This window comes from Pandoraea capi (assembly GCF_902459735.1).
In the GTDB taxonomy this organism is placed as follows: domain Bacteria; phylum Pseudomonadota; class Gammaproteobacteria; order Burkholderiales; family Burkholderiaceae; genus Pandoraea; species Pandoraea capi.
Window position 1 is genome coordinate 288,030 of the sequence record NZ_CABPRV010000001.1, and the last position, 19,978, is coordinate 308,007.

The 19,978-nt window shown below is 64.5% G+C and carries 18 protein-coding genes; 8 read left to right on the top strand and 10 right to left on the bottom strand.

Annotated elements, in window-relative coordinates; translation table 11 throughout:
• Positions 1 to 361: 361 nt before the first annotated feature.
• From argF to PCA20602_RS01260, 3 genes are all read left to right on the top strand, one after another.
• On the top strand, positions 362 to 1,288 hold the full coding sequence (gene argF / locus PCA20602_RS01250) for an ornithine carbamoyltransferase (RefSeq protein ID WP_150719631.1): 927 nt from the start codon (positions 362 to 364) through the stop codon (positions 1,286 to 1,288).
• Between the two features lie 352 nt (positions 1,289 to 1,640).
• Entirely contained in the window at positions 1,641 to 1,964 is a 324-nt protein-coding gene (gene ppnP / locus PCA20602_RS01255; protein WP_069341969.1) for a pyrimidine/purine nucleoside phosphorylase, read from the top strand.
• Positions 1,965 to 2,051: 87 nt separating this feature from the next.
• Positions 2,052 to 3,455, top strand: a complete 1,404-nt coding sequence (locus tag PCA20602_RS01260; RefSeq protein ID WP_343031959.1) for a patatin-like phospholipase family protein — start codon at positions 2,052 to 2,054, stop codon at positions 3,453 to 3,455.
• Here PCA20602_RS01260 and murB read toward each other — a convergent pair whose 3' ends face one another.
• Positions 3,456 to 4,481, bottom strand: a complete 1,026-nt coding sequence (gene murB / locus PCA20602_RS01265; protein WP_150719632.1) for a UDP-N-acetylmuramate dehydrogenase — start codon at positions 4,479 to 4,481, stop codon at positions 3,456 to 3,458.
• A 261-nt stretch (positions 4,482 to 4,742) separates the two neighbouring features.
• Between murB and PCA20602_RS01270 the strand changes: the two genes are divergently transcribed.
• On the top strand, positions 4,743 to 5,228 hold the full coding sequence (locus PCA20602_RS01270; RefSeq protein WP_069341971.1) for a YajQ family cyclic di-GMP-binding protein: 486 nt from the start codon (positions 4,743 to 4,745) through the stop codon (positions 5,226 to 5,228).
• 119 nt (positions 5,229 to 5,347) lie between these two features.
• Here the strand turns inward: PCA20602_RS01270 and plsY are convergent, their stop codons facing one another.
• Positions 5,348 to 5,950, bottom strand: coding sequence for a glycerol-3-phosphate 1-O-acyltransferase PlsY (gene plsY, locus PCA20602_RS01275; RefSeq protein ID WP_150719633.1), 603 nt, complete (start codon positions 5,948 to 5,950; stop codon positions 5,348 to 5,350).
• A 27-nt stretch (positions 5,951 to 5,977) separates the two neighbouring features.
• Between plsY and PCA20602_RS01280 the strand changes: the two genes are divergently transcribed.
• Positions 5,978 to 6,928, top strand: a complete 951-nt coding sequence (locus PCA20602_RS01280; protein WP_150719634.1) for a response regulator — start codon at positions 5,978 to 5,980, stop codon at positions 6,926 to 6,928.
• Here PCA20602_RS01280 and PCA20602_RS01285 read toward each other — a convergent pair.
• The 5 genes from PCA20602_RS01285 to PCA20602_RS01305 all read right to left on the bottom strand — a co-directional run bounded on the left by PCA20602_RS01285 (position 6,877) and on the right by PCA20602_RS01305 (position 13,183).
• Positions 6,877 to 8,028, bottom strand: coding sequence for a CfaE/CblD family pilus tip adhesin (locus PCA20602_RS01285; RefSeq protein ID WP_174980694.1), 1,152 nt, complete (start codon positions 8,026 to 8,028; stop codon positions 6,877 to 6,879). The two genes, PCA20602_RS01280 and PCA20602_RS01285, sit on opposite strands and share 52 nt — an antisense overlap.
• Positions 8,029 to 8,090: 62 nt before the next feature.
• Complete coding sequence (locus tag PCA20602_RS01290) at positions 8,091 to 10,916, bottom strand: TcfC E-set like domain-containing protein (RefSeq protein WP_150719636.1); 2,826 nt, start codon at positions 10,914 to 10,916, stop codon at positions 8,091 to 8,093.
• Between the two features lie 85 nt (positions 10,917 to 11,001).
• Entirely contained in the window at positions 11,002 to 11,514 is a 513-nt protein-coding gene (locus PCA20602_RS01295) for a CS1 type fimbrial major subunit (protein ID WP_150719637.1), read from the bottom strand.
• An 85-nt stretch (positions 11,515 to 11,599) separates the two neighbouring features.
• The gene (locus tag PCA20602_RS01300; RefSeq protein ID WP_174980696.1) at positions 11,600 to 12,298 is read right to left on the bottom strand and encodes a fimbrial protein TcfA; all 699 of its coding nucleotides are present in this window, start codon (positions 12,296 to 12,298) and stop codon (positions 11,600 to 11,602) included.
• Positions 12,299 to 12,694: 396 nt separating this feature from the next.
• A complete protein-coding gene (locus PCA20602_RS01305) occupies positions 12,695 to 13,183 on the bottom strand; it encodes an aminoacyl-tRNA deacylase (protein WP_150719639.1) in 489 nt (162 codons plus the stop codon).
• 146 nt (positions 13,184 to 13,329) lie between these two features.
• Here PCA20602_RS01305 and PCA20602_RS01310 point away from each other — a divergent pair, with 146 nt between their 5' ends.
• Positions 13,330 to 14,904 carry a class I adenylate-forming enzyme family protein gene (locus PCA20602_RS01310; RefSeq protein ID WP_150719640.1) on the top strand — a complete coding sequence of 525 codons (1,575 nt, stop codon included), beginning with the start codon at positions 13,330 to 13,332 and terminating at the stop codon, positions 14,902 to 14,904.
• Between the two features lie 43 nt (positions 14,905 to 14,947).
• Here the strand turns inward: PCA20602_RS01310 and xerD are convergent, their stop codons facing one another.
• Complete coding sequence (xerD, locus tag PCA20602_RS01315; RefSeq protein WP_150719641.1) at positions 14,948 to 15,880, bottom strand: site-specific tyrosine recombinase XerD; 933 nt, start codon at positions 15,878 to 15,880, stop codon at positions 14,948 to 14,950.
• Complete coding sequence (gene queG, locus PCA20602_RS01320; RefSeq protein WP_150719642.1) at positions 15,847 to 17,157, bottom strand: tRNA epoxyqueuosine(34) reductase QueG; 1,311 nt, start codon at positions 17,155 to 17,157, stop codon at positions 15,847 to 15,849. Before queG ends, xerD begins: the two co-directional genes overlap by 34 nt.
• 8 nt (positions 17,158 to 17,165) lie before the next feature.
• Between queG and tsaE the strand changes: the two genes are divergently transcribed.
• The gene (tsaE, locus tag PCA20602_RS01325) at positions 17,166 to 17,699 is read left to right on the top strand and encodes a tRNA (adenosine(37)-N6)-threonylcarbamoyltransferase complex ATPase subunit type 1 TsaE (RefSeq protein ID WP_150719643.1); all 534 of its coding nucleotides are present in this window, start codon (positions 17,166 to 17,168) and stop codon (positions 17,697 to 17,699) included.
• A complete protein-coding gene (locus tag PCA20602_RS01330) occupies positions 17,693 to 19,168 on the top strand; it encodes an N-acetylmuramoyl-L-alanine amidase (RefSeq protein WP_246181968.1) in 1,476 nt (491 codons plus the stop codon). Before tsaE ends, PCA20602_RS01330 begins: the two co-directional genes overlap by 7 nt.
• Before the next feature lie 134 nt (positions 19,169 to 19,302).
• Here PCA20602_RS01330 and PCA20602_RS01335 read toward each other — a convergent pair whose 3' ends face one another.
• On the bottom strand, positions 19,303 to 19,974 hold the full coding sequence (locus tag PCA20602_RS01335) for a VTT domain-containing protein (RefSeq protein WP_069341982.1): 672 nt from the start codon (positions 19,972 to 19,974) through the stop codon (positions 19,303 to 19,305).
• Positions 19,975 to 19,978 lie beyond the last annotated feature (4 nt).

Consider the following 19,978-nt stretch of genomic DNA (forward strand, 5'->3'; position numbering starts at 1 on the left):
CCTCAAAAAACACCTGGCCAGCCGTACGCGGGTAGCGTTGCTGACAGAGCCAGTATTATATCTTATATAAGACTGGAACCTGTCCCCCACCATAGCTGCGGATGTTTTTTTCGGTCTTGCCAGCCGATTTTGGCTGTGCAGCAGCGGGCTCGATAATACGCTTTTCGTGTGACGACAAAACGATTTGGTAGACTAGGGGCCGTTCCCCTGTAGCCAGCAACCGGTAGAACACCTTCACGAGCCTGACCGGGGGACAGGCCTCAAGGCTTGTTCGTCGTGCCGAACGCGTCCGAGTTCCCAGCGAATGCTTAGCTTCCTTGCGGAGAATTCACGCGATATCGGCCTCCAGCAGAACATCCAAATGACCACCGCCAAACCCATCAAGCATTACCTTCAGTTTTCGGATCTGACGCTCGACGAGTATGACTACGTGCTCGAGCGCACCCGCATCCTCAAGAAGAAATTCAAGAACTACGAGACCTACCACCCGCTGCACGACCGCACGCTGGCGATGATCTTCGAGAAGAGCTCGACCCGCACGCGCCTGTCGTTCGAGGCCGGTATTCACCAGTTGGGCGGTCACGCCGTGTTCCTGAACACGCGAGACACCCAGCTCGGCCGCGGCGAGCCGATCGAAGACGCCGCACAGGTGATTTCGCGCATGACCGACATCATCATGATCCGCACGTTCGGCCAGGAGATCCTCGAGCGTTTTGCGCAGCACTCCCGCGTGCCCGTGATCAACGGCCTCACGAATGAATACCACCCGTGTCAGGTGCTGGCGGACATCTTTACGTATTACGAGCATCGCGGCCCGATCAAGGGCAAGACCGTGACGTGGATCGGCGACGCCAACAACATGTCGTACACGTGGATCCAGGCCGCCGAGATCTTCGGCTTCCAGTTCAACATCTCCACGCCGCCGGGCTACCGCCTCGATCAGGCGATGGTCGCGGAATCGAGCCGCCCGTTCGTGCGTGAGTTCGACGATCCGCGCGAGGCCTGCGAAGGCGCCGATCTCGTGTCGACGGACGTCTGGACGAGCATGGGTTTCGAAGCGGAGAACGAGGCACGCAAGGCCGCGTTCGCGCAATGGTGCGTGAATGCCGATCTCATGCAACGCGCCAAGCCCGACGCCCTGTTCATGCACTGCCTGCCCGCGCACCGCGGTGAGGAAGTGTCGGCAGACGTCATCGACGGCGCACAGAGCGTCGTGTGGGACGAAGCCGAAAACCGTCTGCACGTGCAGAAGGCACTCATGGAGTTTCTGATGCTGGGCCGCGTGTAAGACGCCGGCACCGCTCACGATCAACGCCCGGACCGCGTCAGCATGGTCCGGGCGTTTTTCATCCAACCTACGCGTTTAGCGTTCCGCTATCATCGCTGACGCGCCACCGTCGCCCGCATTGCGTGACGGCTGGCGTTTCATAGCAGCATCGCGCAGTGCGTCGCGCTCATCAGAACATTTCGGAATTTGCACCGCCTCGCACCAGCATGGGGCAATTCCGTTGTGCATCGCACAAAATGCAGACGGGTGGACGCTCGAAACGTGCTAGCATGAATTCAACCGTCTGGCCGGAAAGGCCGGACATATCGACTCTCCAACGCGACTTTCTTCGCATTCGACACAGCATTCGGTCATGACGCAAAACGCTACGCAGTTCGACAACGTTTCCGTAATCAAGCGCGCCAACACCTACTTCGACGGCAAGTGCGTTTCGCACACCGTTCTGTTCCCGGACGGTACGCGCAAGACGCTGGGTGTGATTTTCCCGGCCACGCTCCAGTTCGGCACCGATGCTCCCGAAATCATGGAAGTCACGGGCGGCCGTTGCCGCATCCGTCTGGCAGGACAGACCGAATGGCAGGAATACGCCGCCGGTCAGGAGTTCTCCGTGCCGGGCAACAGTAAGTTCGATATCGAGGTCGTGGAGACGCTCGATTACGTTTGCCACTACGGCTAACCGTACGGCCAGCATCGCGACGGCGCGGGACTTTCCGCGTCATCGCCCTCTCGGCCGGTTCAGCGCGGCCCGGCGCCGCTTCTCACTATGTCGCGACTGCCTCCCGGTTCCTTCGATCACCGCATCGATGCTCCCATCGATAGCGCTTCCGACAACGCCAACGACAGCGCCGCCAGCCTATCTGCCAGTCCGGCGCCAGACACGCCACAAGCCGCCCCCGATGCCGCCGTGACGCCCGCTGCGGCGCCAACCGAGCCCTCCCCGCCCACCGCACGCATTCCCTCAGACCCGCCCGACACTCCCGAGCCTTCGGACACGAATCCCGACCTCGAACCGACGGACGTCCCGCTACTTCCCCCGAAGGACAAGCGCAATGGTGCGAAGGCCAGATCGTCACGCGCGCGTGCAGGCACTAGCGGCGACGCGAAGCGCAAGGGAATCGATCTGGGCCTGCAAGGCGGTGGCGCCCACGGGGCGTACACGTGGGGCGTGCTCGACAAGCTGCTGGAAGACGGACGGCTGGCATTCGAGGGCATCAGCGGCGCCTCAGCGGGCACCATGAACGCCGTGGTGCTGGCGCACGGGCTGCTCGACCGACCTGGTGTCGATCCGCGCGAGAAGGCGCGTGAAGCGCTGCACAGCTTCTGGCTGGGTGTCTCTCAGGCGGGTTCGTCCGCCACAGCGTGGGCGCAGACCGTCTTCAGCTGGCTCAACGGGCGTCCGACCGAATACCCGGTCTGGCACGACTGGATGCAGAGCATGCAGCAATGGATGATGCCGTTCTCGCAGCCTCCGGCCGAGATCAATCCTCTGCGCACCGTGCTCGAAGCGCAGGTCGACTTCGAGCGGCTGCGCGAGAGCACGGCGACGCATCTCTTCGTCTCGGCGACCAACATCCGTACCGGCAACATCCGCATCTTCCGCACGCACGAAATTACGCTGGACGTGGCGATGGCGTCAGCCTGCCTGCCGTGGCTATTCAAACCGGTGAAGATCGACGAAGACTTTTACTGGGACGGCGGCTATCTCGGCAATCCCGCGCTATATCCGTTCTATTACGAGACGGTCACGAGCGACATTCTGATCGTGCACATCAACCCGATCGAGCGCAAAGAAAAGCCCGTGCTGCCGGGGCAGATCATGAATCGCGTGAACGAGATCACGTTCAATGCCTCGCTGCAACGCGAATTCCGCGCCATTTCATTCGTCCACAAACTGATCGACGAGGGATGGCTCAAGCCGGAGTTTCGCGAGCGGCTGAAGTACCCGCTGATTCACTCGATTCGCGCCGACAAGGCGCTTTACGATCTGTCGTCGTCGACGAAATTCGTGACGGACTGGCATTTCCTCACGACGCTGCGCGACCGCGGACGCAACGCAGCTGCGCGCTGGCTGGAAACGTATTACGACGACGTGGGCGTGCGCTCCACGGTCGACCTGAAGCGTGACTACTTGCAGCGTTTGCCCGACGCCACCGCGATCAAGGCGTGATCAAAGCATGAGCGGTTCGGGGTCGAGCGAGATACCGAAGCGTTCCTTCACGCTGCTCTGCACTGCGCGGGCCAACGCCACGATGTCCGCACCGCTCGCGCCGCCGCGATTGACCAGCACCAGCGCCTGACGCTCGTGCACGCCCGCGTGGCCGAGCGACTTGCCGCGCCAGCCACACTGATCGATCAGCCAGCCTGCGGCGACCTTCCACGCGCCATCAGGCTGCGCATAGCCGACCGCCTCGGGGAAACGCGCGCGCAGCGCGTTGAAGGTTTGCGCATCCACCACGGGATTCTTGAAGAAACTTCCCGCGTTGCCGAGCACCGCCGGATCGGGCAGCTTGCGACGTCGAATCCCGACCACGGCGTCGAAAATCTGCCGCGCTTCGGGGTGCTCGACGCCCGCCTCGCCCAGCGTGCGCGATACGTCCGCATACCCCGTCACGGCCTGCCAAGGCTGCGGCAGCCGCAAGGTGACGGCCACGATGATGTAACGCCCCGGCTCGCGCTTGAATAGCGAATCCCGATAGCCGAACGCGCAGACGTCGCGGGACAACGTGACGAATTCGCCCGTCGTGGTGTCGAGCGCGCGCAACTCGGCGAAACGCTCTGCCAGTTCCAGCCCGTAAGCGCCGATGTTCTGAATCGGCGCCGCGCCCAGCGTGCCGGGAATCAATGCCAGGTTCTCGAGCCCGGGGCAATCCTGCGAGAGCGTCCAGTCGACGAAATCGTGCCAGACCTCGCCCGCGCCGCCACGGACATAGCGCGCATGCGGATCGGCGGGATCATCCGGGAGCCGGTCACGGCCGCGAATGGCCATGCGCAGCACCACCCCGTCGAAGTCTCGCGTGAGCACGACGTTGCTGCCGCCGCCCAGCACGAGGCGCGGCAGCCCCGCCAGTTCGGGCATGGCGAGGGCGTCCGTCAGCGCCGCTTCGCTGTCGATGGTCACGACATAGCGGGCCTTGGCGGACAGTCCGAAGGTGTTGAATTCGCGCAGACTGACGTCGCGTTGCAGCTCAGGCATGAAATGTAGGCGGGTCCGGGGGTGCCGCCGACGTCCCGAAGGGACGCGGGACCGACGGCTGAATTACAATGTCGGGCGAAAGAATGATGCGCGCCATTATACCGGCCATGCAGGTGCTTTCCTCCCCCGGGCCGCCCCGGCCACGCCCGTCGTGTCGCAGGAAACCGGACCGTATGGCGTGCACGGGCAGACGACTGTCCCCCAACGTCACGGCACGCCCTGCGTGCCTTTCACGAACCCTCAGTAATTCAGGAGAACCAGATGCCATCGTTTGACGTGGTTAGCGAAGCCAACATGGTCGAGGTCAAGAACGCCATCGAGCAGGCCAACAAGGAAATCTCGACGCGCTTCGACTTCAAGGGATCGGACTCGCGCGTCGAGCACAAGGAGCAGGAACTCACGCTGTTCGCCGACGACAACTTCAAGCTCGATCAGGTCACGCAGGTGCTCATCGCCAAGATGGCCAAGCGCAACGTCGACGTGCGTTTTCTCGACTACGGCAAGGTCGAGAAGATCAGCGGCGACAAGGTCAAGCAGGTCGTGAAAGTGAAGAAGGGGGTCGAGGGTGACCTCGCGAAGAAGATCGTGCGCATCATCAAGGACAGCAAGATGAAGGTGCAGGCGAGCATTCAGGGCGACAGCGTGCGCGTGGCCGGCGCCAAGCGCGACGATCTGCAAAGCGCGATGGCACTGCTGCGCAAGGACGTGACCGACACGCCGCTCGACTTCAACAACTTCCGCGACTGAGCCCCCCGCTCACATCGCCGCCGCGCCCGCCTGCCTTGCCGCACTTCCCTGCAAGGCGGGCGGACAGAAAAAACCCGCAGACTCGCTGCGGGTTTTTTATTGGCGGATCCGGGGTTCGCTTACTTCTTCTGGCCAATGCGGCTTTCCTTGCCGGCGATGAGCTTGCCGATGTTCGCGCGATGGCGATAGATCAGCAACATCGCCATGACGATCACCGCCGGCGAGTAAGGCCCGAAGCCGAACATGAAGACGTAGTAAAGCGGCGCGAACACCGCCGCGACCAGCGCCGCCAGCGACGAGTAGCGGAAGAAGATCGCAATGATGAGCCACGTGGCCATCACGGCAAGCCCCAGGATCGGGCTGATGGCGAACAGCACGCCGGCGGCCGTGGCCACGCCCTTGCCACCCGCGAAGCGCAGGAAGATCGGGTACAGATGGCCGAGGAAAACCGCCAGCGCTACCGCTGCCAGACCGAAGTCGCCCACGCCCCAGGCGTCGGCGAAGCGTTCCGCGAGATAAACCGCCAGCCAGCCCTTGAGGGCATCGCCGAGCAGCGTCAGCACGGCGGCCTTCTTGCTGCCGGAGCGCAGCACGTTCGTCGCCCCCGGGTTGCCTGAGCCATAGCTGCGCGGATCCGCGAGCCCCATCGCGCGACTGACGATCACCGCAAACGGCACCGACCCGATCAGATACGCAAGAACGATAAACACCAGTGTGGCCATGAACTTCGAGCGAGTGGAGAATTTGTAATGGCCGCCATTCTACTTGAGACGCCGCGCCGCCCCATTCTGGCAAACACGGGGTTGCACGCCGGACCGGCCCACGACTCGCCCGAACGCGCTCCCGATTGGCTCGACTTCCCATCCAAGACGCACGGTCTGCGTTGGGAAATGGCTCCAAGTCGGCCACAACAACGCAGATTGCGGAACCGCGTCCGGGGCATAGGGGTCTTTGCCCCAAGCGCGCAACGTCCATCACAAACGCGCGCACTCGGGAGGAGCCCCTGGAACATGAAGAAAATCCGCGTCGCCATCGCCGACCCGCATCCTGTCGTCGTCGCCGGACTGACCCACGAATTAGGCAACCGGACATCGCTTGCGGTCATCGGCACCGCACGCACCGCCACGCAGATCGTCGACCTGTTGCGCCACACGCGGTGTGACGTGCTGGTGACCGGCTGCACCGTGCCGGGTGGCGCTTACGGCGAGGGGCTAGCGCTGCTTGCCCAGATTCGACGCATGTTTCCCGACGTCCGGATACTGGTACTCACCGCGGCCCCGAACCCCGCCATTGCCCGGCAGATCTACGAGCTTGGTGTCGCGTCCACACTCTGTAAGTCGAGCGACATCGACGATGTCGTGACTGCCATCCACGCGTTGCACCACGGCAGAGTTCATCTGCAACCCCCCCCGACAAGGGCGCAAGAGGCGAGCGAAATCGGTTCGACACTATTGAGTCAGCGCGAGGTCATGGTCCTGCACCTGTACGTGTCCGGCATGTCGATCAGCGCCATCGCGGCAAAGATCCATCGGACGAAGCAGACCGTCAGCGCACAACGACGCAACGCCATGCGCAAACTCGGCATCGGCTCCGACGCCGAACTGCACCGCTTCGCCCTGCAAACCGGCCTGTCCGACGCCTTGCAACGTCAAAACAATGCCGCGTCGACAAACATCTCGATCCTTAACCGACCTTCGTAACCTCCCGCGAACTTCGACGACTGAAGAAACGGCGACACCTCGAACGTGAGCAGCGCCGGGGAGCACGCGACGGCCACGGGCATGCCGGGTAACCGGACGATGCGAATCGCCGACTGCGCGACCGGCGTGAAACTTTCGGCCGGTCCCCCGACCGTCAGCCAGCGATGCGCACCGGCGTATGTGTATCCCACCCGATAATCGATCCGTTGCGACGGCAGGAGGCCGTTGGCGTTACGCAGCACCAGCGACGCCTGCCCGGGCGGTCTGCCCGGAAAATCGCCGCGCACATCGGCAGCACGCACTCTCAGCGCGCCGGCGGAATTCGAACCGAAGCCATCGTAGAAGCACACGTCCACCGCCCTTCCCCCGTAGACCACCGGTTGAAAGCCCGGACCGGGCCGCGTTTTCAGATCGAACGCGACGCGCGGCGCCGTATTGGAGAGCGTCGGGAAGTAGATCTGCGCGTTTTGACGGTCCGTGACATTGAGTTCGATGTCGTAGCTGTGCACGGCGCTCGGCGCCTGACTCTGATATTCCCGGACATCGAATTCGAACCGCCCCCGCCAGATGCCGCCAATGGGAATCTTCTGCAATTCGGCACGCTCTATGGTCAGCATGTATCGGGCAACGTCGTAGAACCGCCCCGCGCACTGACCGAAGTTTCTCGTGGAGTTGAGCGCGACAAGCCGGTGGACGCAGGTGCTGCTGGCCACGGTAACCACCTTGGTTGCCCGGATACGAAGATCGACAGTGAGCTGGGATCGGTTTTCGGTAAAGCGTAACGCGACGTCCGTCGATGACGGGTGGTTCGCGTTGGACGGCGTTCTCGAGCAGGCCCCCAGCGTTGTGTCGGTGGTCGAACGGCAGGCGAACCAGGTTCGCGAACCCTCGATACGGCCCGGCGTGTAATGCGCGGCAATCTGTCGGCGAAACTCCCAGCCTTGTGGCACCGACGCCCGGTCGAACGTCAACGAAACGCTCTCGTGCCGGTCAGACGGCACCGACTGTGCGCCGACGGAGAACGGCAGGCACAGCGCGCCGAGGCTCAGGCAGAGGCGCATCGTGAACACGCCGCACATGCCGCACACGGACCGAAGCATCGCAGTCATACCTCGGGCAACACTTACCCACTCGCCTGCCATATTCCGTCTGGCCTCCTCTCTCATCTCATTGGATCCTCCATCGCCAATCCCGCGCGATGATCCGACGACGCCTGTGCATCGCTGAGTAACCGCTGAACCCGCGTTTGGGATCGCAACGATGCCGGCAGCGTGTGCTGCGCCACGATCTCGCATTGCATGGTGCCGGTCAGCCGAATCACATCGCGCCGTTCGACGCTGCGAATTTCGCAGCGCACCGGCTGCCCGCGATCCAGCAGATAGAGCGCGGAGAGCGGCTGCGGCGACTCGATCATGAACTCACCGCGTGCGTCGAGCGGCGCGGCGGCCACGCTCAGCACCCGCGCGTTGTCGAGCGAGAGACCATCGACGCCGACAGCCCTTCCTACGTAGGTGTAGCTGCGTTTGGCCGTCACGCGGTGGACCTTCACGCGGCCCGGCGTCAGGAAGTAATCCTGCACACCGGCACCGCGCAGCAACCCGATGCTGTAGTCGCCAAGCCCCTGCCAGGCCTCGGCCACCTCGCCCTGCTGAACGCGATACCCGCCGATGGGCACCATGGCCGCTGCGCCGAAATTGACGGTCACGGAACGTCCCCCGACCTGCAAGGTCGCCGCAGCGCCACCCGACGCGCTCGCACTTTCGTCGTCTGCCTCACCGTCTGCGACGCGATCCGCCTGCGCATCGCCCACCACGAGCGCGACACCCGCAGGCGGTTCCCCGGCGAGCATGGCCGGACCGATCACGACCCGGTCGCGCATCACGGCGAAACTCGATGCATAGCTGCCGGCGAACGCGCCATTCGCACGGCCGTCGCCCAGGTGACCGAAGCTCCGCGAGTAGATCGCCTGAGCGTCACCGTACCGGCCGTCCACGGCCCCCCGCACATTCGCAGTGCCGCCGCCAGACTCGGTGCCTGTCACGGCGAGCGCAATCTCGCGACGCGACGTGTCGTCCCACGTCCACGTATGCGACGCGTGATAGTCCGCCCGCACGCCACGCTCTCCCTCGCGACCGTTGCCGAGACCACCACGCACTTCAACGCCCGCGCTCGAGAACGTCGACAGAGGCGTGCCCGGCAACGCGGGTCGATGCCGCGTCAGCGACACGTTGACGAACCCCCCCCGGTCGGGTCGGCCCATGTCGACGTGATGCCGATGAAATCCCCCCACGCGGGCATTAACGGCATACCGTTGCCAACGGAACGACCGGCTCAGCGCCGCCTGCAAAGTCCGCGATACGCCGTCGCGCGGTTCGCTGCCCTGCCAGAACTCGTCCTGCAACGGGTCAACGGTCGACGCGCGTCGGCCATAGGTACGGCTTTCGCTGTAGCCGGCAGACGCCTGCCATTTGCCCAGCGGCAGCGCCACGCTGGCATTGAGCGAGTCATAGCAGCCGAGCTGGAAGGCGTTGACGTCTGACGCGAATGCGCCGCCACGGCAATTCGCCTGGCGCATCTGATATCGGTAGAGACTGACGCCCAGCCCGTTGGAAAACGAAATCGCCTGTGTGTTGCCGCGTGCGCCGCCAGTCCCGGTGAGCAACGCAGCGGTCGTCGTGAGACGTCCGAAAGCGAACGTGTGCTGCCAGCCGATCTGTGTCTCGTTGAACCATTGCGCGGGTAACGCCACCAACCCCGAGGTCAGCGTCACGCCCGGTCCGACCGCGGTGCGCACGCCCGTCTGCACCGTGAATCGCTCGCGCTGGCGGGTGTCGTCGAATCGACGCCGGTTCACCGTACGTCCCGCCTGAGCAAACCACTGCGTGCCCCGTCCGTGGGTGCCGCCACCCACTTTGGTGAACGGCTCGATCTCCGACCGGATCAGCGCATCGCCTTCGAAGATTCTCAACGTGACGAGATAACTCCCTTCGGGGAAGTAACGCGTGTCGAACTGCTGAACACCTGCGGACAGATAGGCGCTGCCCAGCAGTTCACTGCCCCGGTAGGCGTCGACGCGCGCATCCCGGGTCAACAGGACCGTCAGCGGCGATCCCTGCGCGGCACTCGCTTCGTTGCGATACGCCTGCGACGTGCCGATGCGTGCGCCGTCGAAGCGTTCCACAGGCAGCAGCGAGAAACCGAAGCTCCCGCCCTGCGCGCTGGAGAGATTGCGCTGATCCATGCGTCCGGCCTGAACGTAGTGCGTCGCACCGAGATCGTGCCGGTAATAGAGACTGTCGATGGTTGCGCGCGTACCGCCCGATCGGGCAGAGGTATCGTAAACGTCCGCGCGCTGGCTCGCGTGCACGAGCGACCACGTGAACCCGGCGTAGCTCTCGGGTGAAACGCCCAGCGCCCCTTGCCCCAACACCGTGAGATTGCGATCCCGGTCGCGCGCGGAGGCGTTCACGATCTGCGAATGCACCAGCGCATTTTCGCTGCCCGCGACGTTCATGTGATAAGCCGGACCTGCGGGGTCTCGCGCGGGCAACCAGTCCTTGGCGAGAAAGAGGTCGAGGACACCCTGCCCCTCGTCGAAGATCACATCGGCCGACCCGGTTTCGAGATATCGGCAGCCGGAGGACTGCGCGCCGCCCGCGCATGCGAGATGCCCATTGCGTGGCATGGGTCTGGCGAGGGCTTCGACCAGTCGCATGGCCTGACGGTCCCCCGGCGCCACATCCACCACCGCCTCGATGGCCCGTGCCACCGATTCGGGTGTTTCAAGACGCACGATCTGCGGATCGACAAATACCGGGAACAAGCCGAGCGACTGCCCGAGCAACCTGACTTCGAGGTGCTCCACCTGACCGAGCGCAATGTCTTCGAATCCCGGCGGCACCTGGGTCGTGGCGCTGGCCTCTTCCCAATGCCCCCAGACCGGAAGCGAGCACAGGCAGACGAGATAGGTGCGACGGATCTTTGACATGGTGCGAGTGCGATCGACGAAGGCGCACCTCAGGGCACCCCTTCGCCGCTCACAGACGTCTAGCTGTCGAGAACGTTGCCGGGACTTAGTTGTTGGAGGCCGAAGCCACGATCAGCAATTCGAGCCGTCCGGCATACCGGCCGGCAGTGGGCAACCCCGCGCCCGGCGCCCGGCCCGACACGACCAGCGGCAACGTCTTCGATTCACCGGTCTGCACGCCGGTCCAGATATCCGCCGCGTCAAATGTGGTGTCCGTCGCCGCGATGTTCACGCCATCGAGTTGAACGGTGAGCGCAATCGGGGGCGTCGCGCTGTTCGTCGTATGGATCAGCGACGGCACCGAGCCAAGACGGACGCCCACGTTTTGCGTGATGTCGTTGGTGTACAACCGCGTATGGATCGTTGGCGCGACCACGTCGCGCGTCGCCGCGTTGTAGGCCAGTTCGAGGTTCTGCGGCATCGGGCTGCCGTTCGCCTGAAGGACCGACAGCGTGGGATCGATGTTCGCGCTCAGATCGATCACGACTTCCGCGGCATTGGCAGCGGCCACGGGGAGTGCCAGTGCGGCAACTGCGGCCAATTGTTTGAACGTCTTCATATCGTTGGTTTCCTTATCTGGTTGGAAGGGAAATGACTCCGGGACAGCGGAGGCACGTGAGACTCTCAGGTCTCATCGGATCTGGCTAAGGCACGACAGGCAGATTCAGGACCTGCGCCTGCGTTGTGCCGTCGACCAGATATCGGATGCGCACCGTTGCGTCGCGCAGGGTGCCGGGAAGCGCTTGTGTCTGACCGGGATACACGCTGCGGCCGATGTCCTCCCAGGTGCAGGTCGTATCGGCCTCGCCGGTACATCGGCCCACGGCGCTCACGTGCGCCCGGACGTTGCCCGTGTTTTCGATGAGGCCGTTGTCACGGCTTCGCGCGAGCCGCGGTGAAGGTCTTTGCGGGGCGACCCGGACGAGCGCGCCCCAGACGAAACTCACCTGCACGTCGGGATCGAAGTCGGTCGGTCCCGGGGCATCCTGCACGGGGTCCGGCGTTGCGGCTGGCCGGAAATAAACGCGATAGGCGGTTTCGATGTCGGGCCGCCCGAGCGGGACGACACGTATCTGACGGGTCGCACCGCCCGCGAGTACGAATTTCGCCGGAGAGACGACAAGGCCGTCGCCCTCGGAAAGGCTCACCGGCACCTCGTGCTCGCCCTCCGTTGCGGGGGCGACGATTCGCTTGACGGTGACCTCGACATACTGCGTCTGCGGCGACTGTGAGGTGACACGAATGACACCCGAGGTCGACCGCTCGCCGGCAATCACGCTCGCAATCGGCGAGATGGTGACGTTGGCCATGGCCGGCGCCGACATCGATGCCAGCGCTGCCACGAACATGGCCGTCGTTAGCCGCCACCGTCGATGCCTGTCGAGATCGCATCCGCCTGCTGCGTGAAGTCTCCTCTCGCCTCCCCTGCGGCGCCCCCGGCTTTGCCCGCGGTCGTGTCTTCCCGACCGTTCGCTCTGGCTATCTCCTCTCGTCTCCTGCATCTCCACTTCTCCCGTTGTCCTTGCCGGCCAACACGGCGAATCCGTCTGCATGGATCACCGGTGCCTGAATCCTTGGGAACATCGTAGAGACGACGACAGACGAGCGAAATCTGACAAGTCAGATTTCGCTCAACAGTGTGGCAATGGGTATTTTCTTGAAGACGTCCGCGAGACCGAATGGCAAGTCGCGGATGCCACCCCGGGCGGGGCAATGGTTAAGGGCAGTGAGCGCGGCGCTCAGTCGACGAGTGCGACGTTGACGAGCGTGGGTTTGAGCACGCGCACGATTTCGGAGGGCGCCATCGACACGAGGTAACCGCGACGTCCGCCGTTGATGTAGATCTCCGGGAGTTCGAGAATCGACGCTTCCATGTAGATCGGCATGCGCTTGCGTGTGCCGAACGGGCTCGTGCCACCGACGAGGAAGCCGGAGTGACGGTTGGCGACTTCGGGCTTGCACGTCTCGATGCGCTTGCGTCCGGCCTGACGCGCCAGCGACTTGGTCGACACCTGACAGTCGCCGTGCATGAGCACGATCAGCGGATTGGCGTCTTCGTCTTCCATCACCAGCGTCTTGATCACGCTGTGTTCCGGCACCTGCAACGCCTCGGCCGACACGCGCGTGCCGCCGTGCTCCTGGTAGTCGTAGAAATGATTCTGGAATGCAACCCTGGCTTCGCGGAGCTGTTTGGTCGCGGGTGTTTCGGCAGTGGCCTTGGATTTCATATCGTCAGAAAGCAGTGAAGGCGGCGACGGCAGGCGGCAGGCCCGGCGCTCGCCCAGGGTTCGCGACGGCTGGGCGGTGACTCAGCCATAGCTTCCGTAAAATACGGATTGTAAGCAATCGCTTCATCGCGCATTACAATGCCGCCATGTCTGCCTCAAACTCTGACTTACCTTCGTTGTCGACCGACGCCGGCGTAGCGACCTTCCTCGCTGGCCTGCCGGCACGCATCGACACGTTGCCGGCGCGCATTGCCGCCCTCACACGGCACCGCGTGGCGCTCGTCGACGACTTCGGTCGTTTGACCTACGGCGAACTGGCGAATGCGGTTGCGGCCAGCGCCGAGCGTCTGCGTGCGCATGGCGTGCGAGGCGGCGACCGCGTCATGATCGTCGGCGAGAATGGCATCGCTTACGTGGTGCTGCTGCTCGCCGTCGCATCGCTCGACGCCTGGCCCCTGCTCTGCAACGCCCGCCTGTCGCCGGCCGAGTTGCACGTGATCCGCGAGCACGCGAATCCGCGCTGCGCGATCTATACGATCGATGCGTCGCCCGATGCGGCAGCGCACGCCCGCACGGACGCCGCCAGGATCGTCTGGACGGAACTCGCGCTCGGCGCGATCGCCGCCTCCGACGTGGCCGCCGACAGCGCGGTCGAGCCGGTCACGGGCGACCCGGCGACGCAGTGTGCAGCGCTGATCTACACGACGGGTACGACGGGCGCGCCCAAGGGGGTGCGTCTCTCGCATCGCAACCTGATGTTCATCGCGGCCGTGTCGAGCACGCTGCGGCGCGTGGGCGCCGATGATGTCGCGTACGGCGTGCTGCCGATTTCGCACGTCTACGGGCTGACGTCGGTCTGTCTGGGCACCTTATACGCGGGTGGCACGCTGCGACTGGCGGCACGCTTCACGCCCGACGCCGTGCTGGACTCGCTCGCCCACGACGGCCTGACCATTCTGCAAGGCGTGCCGGCGATGCACGCACGCCTGATGGCATATGTGGCAACGCAAGGCACATCGCTTGTCGCACCGCGTCTGCGCTTCGTCTATTCCGGCGGCTCACCGCTCGACGCCGCATTGAAGGCGCGCGTCGAAGCGTTCTACGGCATGCCGATCCACAACGGCTACGGACTGACCGAGAGCAGCCCGACCGTCTCCCAGACCCTGCTCGACGCGCCACGCGACGACTGCTCCGTCGGCCCGGCCATTCCGGGCGTGGCGGTCCGAATCGTGGGAAGCGACGGCAACGACGTGCCCGAGGGCGACGTAGGCGAACTCTGCGTGCGCGGCCCGAACGTGATGCTCGGCTACTACCGGGCGCCGGACCTGACGGCCGCCACGATCACGGCAGATGGCTGGCTACGCACCGGCGACCTGGCGCGGCGCGCGGCAGACGGGGCGCTGTTCCTCGCCGGGCGCGCCAAAGAACTCATCATTCACTCCGGATTCAACGTCTATCCGATCGAAGTCGAACAGGCGCTCGCCAGCCATCCCGATGTGCTTCAGGCGGCCGTGCTCGGACGCCCCTTTGACGGCAACGAGCACGTGATCGCCTTCGTGGAAGCGCGCCCCGGACATGTGATCGATGTCGATGCGCTTGCCGCGTGGGCGGCCGGGCGTCTGGCGCCGTACAAGCGTCCCGGGGAGATTCGCGTGATGGATGCCCTGCCCGCCGCATCGACCGGCAAGGTGCTCAAGCACAAGCTCAAGGCGTTGCTCTGAGTCTGGCGGCGCGCCCCGCACACGCGCGGGCGGGCTGAACAAGCTATCCGCGCGGGTGATGCTGCGCGTGCAGCGACTTGAGACGCTCGCGCGCGACGTGCGTGTAGATCTGGGTGGTCGAGATGTCGGCATGCCCGAGCAGCAACTGCACCACCCGCAGATCGGCGCCGTGATTGATCAGATGGGTGGCAAACGCGTGGCGCAGCGTGTGCGGTGAGAGCGGCGCACGAATGTCGGCCAGCAACGCGTAGCGCTTGATCAGATACCAGAACGCCTGACGCGTCATGCCCTCGCCGCGCTGCGTGACGAAGAGCGTGTCGCACGCGCGGCCGTTGAGCAGCACGCGACGGCTCTCGTCGAGATAGCGCGCGAGCCAGCCATTGGCTTCCTCGCCGAACGGCACGAGCCGTTCCTTCGCCCCCTTGCCGAAAATCCGCAGCACCCCCTCGTTCAGGCCCACCTCGATGGTCTTGAGCGCGACCAGCTCCGACACGCGCAGGCCGCTCGCGTACATCAGTTCGAGCATGGCCCGGTCGCGCAATCCGAGCGGCTGCGTCAGGTCCGGGGCAGCGAGCAGCGCCTCGACCTGAGCTTCCGACAAGGTCGACGGCAGACGTTGTGCGCGCTTCGCCGAGGCGATGCGCAGGCAGGGGTCCTGCTGCACGATGTGTTCGCGCAAGGCCCACTGGTAGAAGCGTTTGAAGACGGACAACCGCCGGTTCACGCTGCTGGCCAGACTCTCGCGACGCCATGCCAGATACTCGGAGAGCGCCGCTTCGTCGACGGCATCGAGCGCCATCTCGTGCTTGTCGGTCAGCCATTCGGCGAACAGACGCAGGTCACGACGATAGGCGTCGAGCGTATTGCGTGAGAGACCGTCTTCGAGCCAGATCGTGTCGCAGAACTGGTCGATGAGCGTGGTGCTGCGATCGGCGGAACGGCTCAAACCTTCACTCCTTCCTGGGCGAGCGCCCATTCGACATGTTCGCGCACGAGCGCAGAGGGATGATCGCGACGCGCGAGCAACGCATCGCGCAGCGGCGTGCGAGCCTCGGCCTGCGTCGTTTCGCGTAGCGCATTGCCCAGGCCTACGGCCAGATTGCGCAGCCAGCGCTCATGGCCGATCCGGCGAATCGGGCTGCCCTCGAGCCGCGTCATGAAATCCGTTTCGCTCCATGCGAAGAGTTCGACGAGCGATGCGCTGTCGAGCCGGTTGCGCGGCGCGAAATCCGTCAACGGCGACGGTTGCGCGAACTTGCTCCACGGGCAGTAGAGCTGGCAATCGTCGCAACCATAGATGCGGTTGCCCATCTTCGCGCGCAGCGCTTCGGGAATCGCGCCTTTGTGTTCGATGGTCAGATACGACACGCACAGCCGCGCGTCGACACGAAACGGCTCGGTGATTGCGCCGGTCGGGCAGACGTCGAGGCAGCGGCGGCACTGGCCGCAGTGCTCGCCCCGGTCCATGATCGGGCTGCCTTGCACGTTGCGCTGATCGTCACCGGGCGTGCCTGACGGCGCGATGCTGCCCAGACGCGCCGCACTTTCGCTGTCCGTCGGCAGCGGCACGTCGACGAAAATCTCGCCGAGGAAAAAGAGCGACCCCGCCTCACGCGAGAGCAACAGCGTGTGCTTGCCTCGCCAGCCGAGCCCTGCCTTCTGCGCGAGTTCGACTTCGAGCACCGGCGCCGAATCGGTGAATACGCGATAGCCGAACGGGCCAATGGCCTGCGTGATGCGATCGGACAGTTGCTGCAAGCGGTTGCGCATGACCTTGTGATAGTCGCGTCCGCGCGCGTAGACCGATACCACGGCCTCGGACGGCATGGCCGAGCGTGCCATTTCGCGCTCGCGCCAACGCGCCGGATCGACATCGCTGGGGAGATAGTTCATGCGCGCGCTGATCACCCGCACCGTGCCGGGCACCAGTTCGGCGGGCCGTGCGCGCTTCATGCCGTGGGCCGCCATGTAGTCCATGTCGCCGTGACAGCCGTCGTCGAGCCACTTCTGCAAGCCCGCTTCGGCATGCGAGAGATCCGTATCCGTGATGCCGACGTCGCCAAAACCGAGTTCGCTGGCCCACGCGCGGATCTGCACCGCGAGCGCCGCCAGTCCCGCCGGATCGAGGCCGGAAGACGTCACGCCGGACGCATTGTCGCGCGAGGACGACACTTCCGAAGCGTTCGGAGGCGTCGATGGCTCGACTTGTGCGGCGGTAGCGGGGAAAATCACGGAAGCTTTCATCGACTCCATTTTACGCAATGCCCGTCACGCACGATCCATCGGCGCCGCCCCTGTTGGGCGAACGCATCTTCGCGCTACCTGACGAAGCCGCCACCGAGGCCTTCGCTGCGGCGTTCGCACGCGTCATCGTCGAGCGCATGGCACATACCGACGCCGCACACGCGGGGCTGCACGTGCAGCTCTCGGGCGACCTCGGCGCGGGCAAAACCACCTTCGTGCGGGCGTTGTTGCGCGCGCTGGGCCACACGGGACGCGTCAAAAGCCCTACCTACGCGCTGTGTGAACCATACAACATCGACACACCACAAGGCGTGTTGCCGGTCTATCATTTCGATCTGTACCGCTTTGCCGATCCGGCCGAATGGCACGACACGGGCTTTCGCGAGCATTTTGCGGGCGACGCCCTCTGCCTGGTCGAGTGGCCGGAAAAAGCCGAAGGGCTGCTGGGCCCCCCCGATTTACGCCTTTGGCTGGAACCTGTCGGCGATAGCCGCCGTCTCACGACGAGTGCCTACACGCCGGCCGGTCTTGCTTGCCTGAACTCATGCTGATCAAACGCTTCGCCCGTACCGACGACGCCTCATCGCTCAACGCCGGCCGCCGCCGCGCCTTGCGCGCCGGCGCATCGACACTGATCCTCGCCCTCACAGGCCCGCGTCTCGCCTTTGCCAACGCCATCGTCGCGGTGCGTGTCTGGCCGGCCAGGGACTACACACGCGTTACGCTCGAGACCGACAACCCGGTCAAATTCCAGCAGCAACTGATGGAAAGTCCGAACCGCTTCGTCATCGATCTCGACGAAGTGGATCTGAATCCTGCGCTGCGCGATCTCGTTGCCAAGATCCAGCCGAACGATCCGCAGATCGCTCAGGTGCGCGTGGGGCAGTTCAAGCCCGGTGTCGTGCGCATGGTGTTCGACCTGAAGGCGGGCGTGAAGCCGCAGTCGTTCACGTTGCCGCCGGTCGCGGGCTACAAGTACCGCACGGTGTTCGATCTGTACCCGGCCGTCGAGCCCGATCCACTCATGGAGCTGCTCGCACAAACGGCGAACAAGGCACAGGCCCTGGCGCAGAACTCGCAACCGCCGCATACATCACAGCCTTCGTCGGGCGCCGGCACACCGAGCACCGAGGAAAGCGAAGCGTTCTTCCAGCGCTATGCGCAACGCGAACCGGGACAGCGTCCGTCGCGACCGTCACCGGCCACGCCGTCCTCACCTGCAACACCTGATAAAACACCGCCGCTCGCCCAGCGCAAGGACGATGATGACGACACCTATGTGTCGCCCCCGCGCGGCCCGAAGACGGCGCGCCTGCTGACCATCGCGCTCGATCCCGGCCACGGCGGGGAAGATCCGGGGGCGATCGGTGGCGCCGGCACCTACGAGAAAGTCGTGGTGTTGCAGATTGCCAAGCGCCTGCGTCAGAAGATCGAAAACGAGCCGAACATGCGCGTGATGATGACGCGCGACGCCGACTTCTTCGTCCCGCTCGGGGTGCGCGTGCAGAAGGCGCGTCGCGTGGAAGCCGACCTGTTCATGTCGATCCACGCCGACGCCTTCACCTCGCCCTCGGCAAACGGCGCATCGGTATTCGCGTTGTCCGAACGCGGCGCCACGAGTGCAACGGCACGTCTGCTGGAAAAGACGCAGAACGCATCCGACCTGATCGGTGGCGTCAACATCAAGACCAACGACCGGACGGTCGCGCACGCGCTGCTCGACATGTCCACCACGGCGCAGATTCGCGACAGCAAAGTGTTCGGCTCCGCGCTCCTCGCGCAGATCGGTACGGTCGCACCGCGTCTGCATAGCCGGAACGTCGAGCAGGCCTCGTTCGCCGTACTCAAGGCGCCGGACATTCCGTCGGTGCTCGTCGAGACCGCCTTCATCAGCAACCCGAACGAAGAGCGCAATCTCATCGATCCCGCGTATCAGGACCGGCTGGCCGAGGCGCTGCTCAAGGGTATCAAGGCCTACTTCGCCAAGAATCCGCCCATCGCGAAAAACCGCACGGCCTGATCGCGGCGGTCCCGCCGGGCCCCATCGCCGTCACCAACGAAAGTCACCCACGAAAAATGGCGCGCCCGAACCCGGACGCGCCATTTTTTCGTCGGCAGACGGGGCGGCACAGGCCGCCACATCGCCTTGTTTCGTTACTTGCCCTGCCCTTGCGGCTCGCCACGACGACGACCGCGCGAGAAGAGCTTCCACAGCGCACCGAGCGCGATGGGCACCACAGCGGCCGAAATCCCGACCAGCACGATGACGTTCAGGTACTGCTTCACCAGCGGCAGGTTGCCGAACAGGTAGCCGCCGCCCACGAGCAGCACCACCCAGATCAGCGCGCCCAGCACGTTATAGAGCTGGAAGCGCGCCCACGGCATGGCGGACACACCGGCCACGAACGGAGCGAACGTGCGCACGACCGGCACGAAACGCGCCATCACGATGGTCTTGCCGCCGTGGTGCTCGTAGAAGTCGTGCGTCTTGCGCAACGCGTCGCGATCGAGGAAACGCCAGTTCTTCTCGTACACGCGCGGCCCGATCTGCGAGCCGATCCAGTAGTTCAGCGTGTTGCCCGTCACCGCCGCGATAAACAGCAGTACGCCCAGCAGCCACGGATCCATGGCGCCGGTGGCAGCAAATGCGCCGCCGATGAACAGCAGAGAATCGCCCGGAAGGAACGGGAACAGCACCAGTCCTGTTTCGACGAATACGATCATGAACAGGAACAGATATACCCAGTTTCCATACTGATCGATAAACACCCCCAGATGTTTATCGATGTGGAGCACCATCTCCAGCAATTGCACCAAAGTATCCAAGTCG

Bases quoted from the DNA above. Each gene is read 5' to 3' on its own strand.
- PCA20602_RS01310 (WP_150719640.1), top strand. From the start codon at position 13,330: ATGTCTGCCTCAAACTCTGACTTACCTTCGTTGTCGACCGACGCCGGC.
- PCA20602_RS01330 (WP_246181968.1), top strand. From the start codon at position 17,693: ATGCTGATCAAACGCTTCGCCCGTACCGACGACGCCTCATCGCTCAAC.
- plsY (WP_150719633.1), bottom strand. From the start codon at position 5,950: ATGGCCACACTGGTGTTTATCGTTCTTGCGTATCTGATCGGGTCGGTG.
- PCA20602_RS01305 (WP_150719639.1), bottom strand. From the start codon at position 13,183: ATGAAATCCAAGGCCACTGCCGAAACACCCGCGACCAAACAGCTCCGC.
- PCA20602_RS01260 (WP_343031959.1), top strand. From the start codon at position 2,052: ATGTCGCGACTGCCTCCCGGTTCCTTCGATCACCGCATCGATGCTCCC.
- PCA20602_RS01295 (WP_150719637.1), bottom strand. From the start codon at position 11,514: ATGAAGACGTTCAAACAATTGGCCGCAGTTGCCGCACTGGCACTCCCC.
- PCA20602_RS01280 (WP_150719634.1), top strand. From the start codon at position 5,978: ATGGCCGCCATTCTACTTGAGACGCCGCGCCGCCCCATTCTGGCAAAC.
- queG (WP_150719642.1), bottom strand. From the start codon at position 17,157: ATGGAGTCGATGAAAGCTTCCGTGATTTTCCCCGCTACCGCCGCACAA.
- tsaE (WP_150719643.1), top strand. From the start codon at position 17,166: ATGCCCGTCACGCACGATCCATCGGCGCCGCCCCTGTTGGGCGAACGC.
- PCA20602_RS01290 (WP_150719636.1), bottom strand. From the start codon at position 10,916: ATGTCAAAGATCCGTCGCACCTATCTCGTCTGCCTGTGCTCGCTTCCG.
- murB (WP_150719632.1), bottom strand. From the start codon at position 4,481: ATGCCTGAGCTGCAACGCGACGTCAGTCTGCGCGAATTCAACACCTTC.
- xerD (WP_150719641.1), bottom strand. From the start codon at position 15,880: ATGGGCGCTCGCCCAGGAAGGAGTGAAGGTTTGAGCCGTTCCGCCGAT.
- ppnP (WP_069341969.1), top strand. From the start codon at position 1,641: ATGACGCAAAACGCTACGCAGTTCGACAACGTTTCCGTAATCAAGCGC.
- PCA20602_RS01285 (WP_174980694.1), bottom strand. From the start codon at position 8,028: ATGCTTCGGTCCGTGTGCGGCATGTGCGGCGTGTTCACGATGCGCCTC.
- PCA20602_RS01270 (WP_069341971.1), top strand. From the start codon at position 4,743: ATGCCATCGTTTGACGTGGTTAGCGAAGCCAACATGGTCGAGGTCAAG.
- argF (WP_150719631.1), top strand. From the start codon at position 362: ATGACCACCGCCAAACCCATCAAGCATTACCTTCAGTTTTCGGATCTG.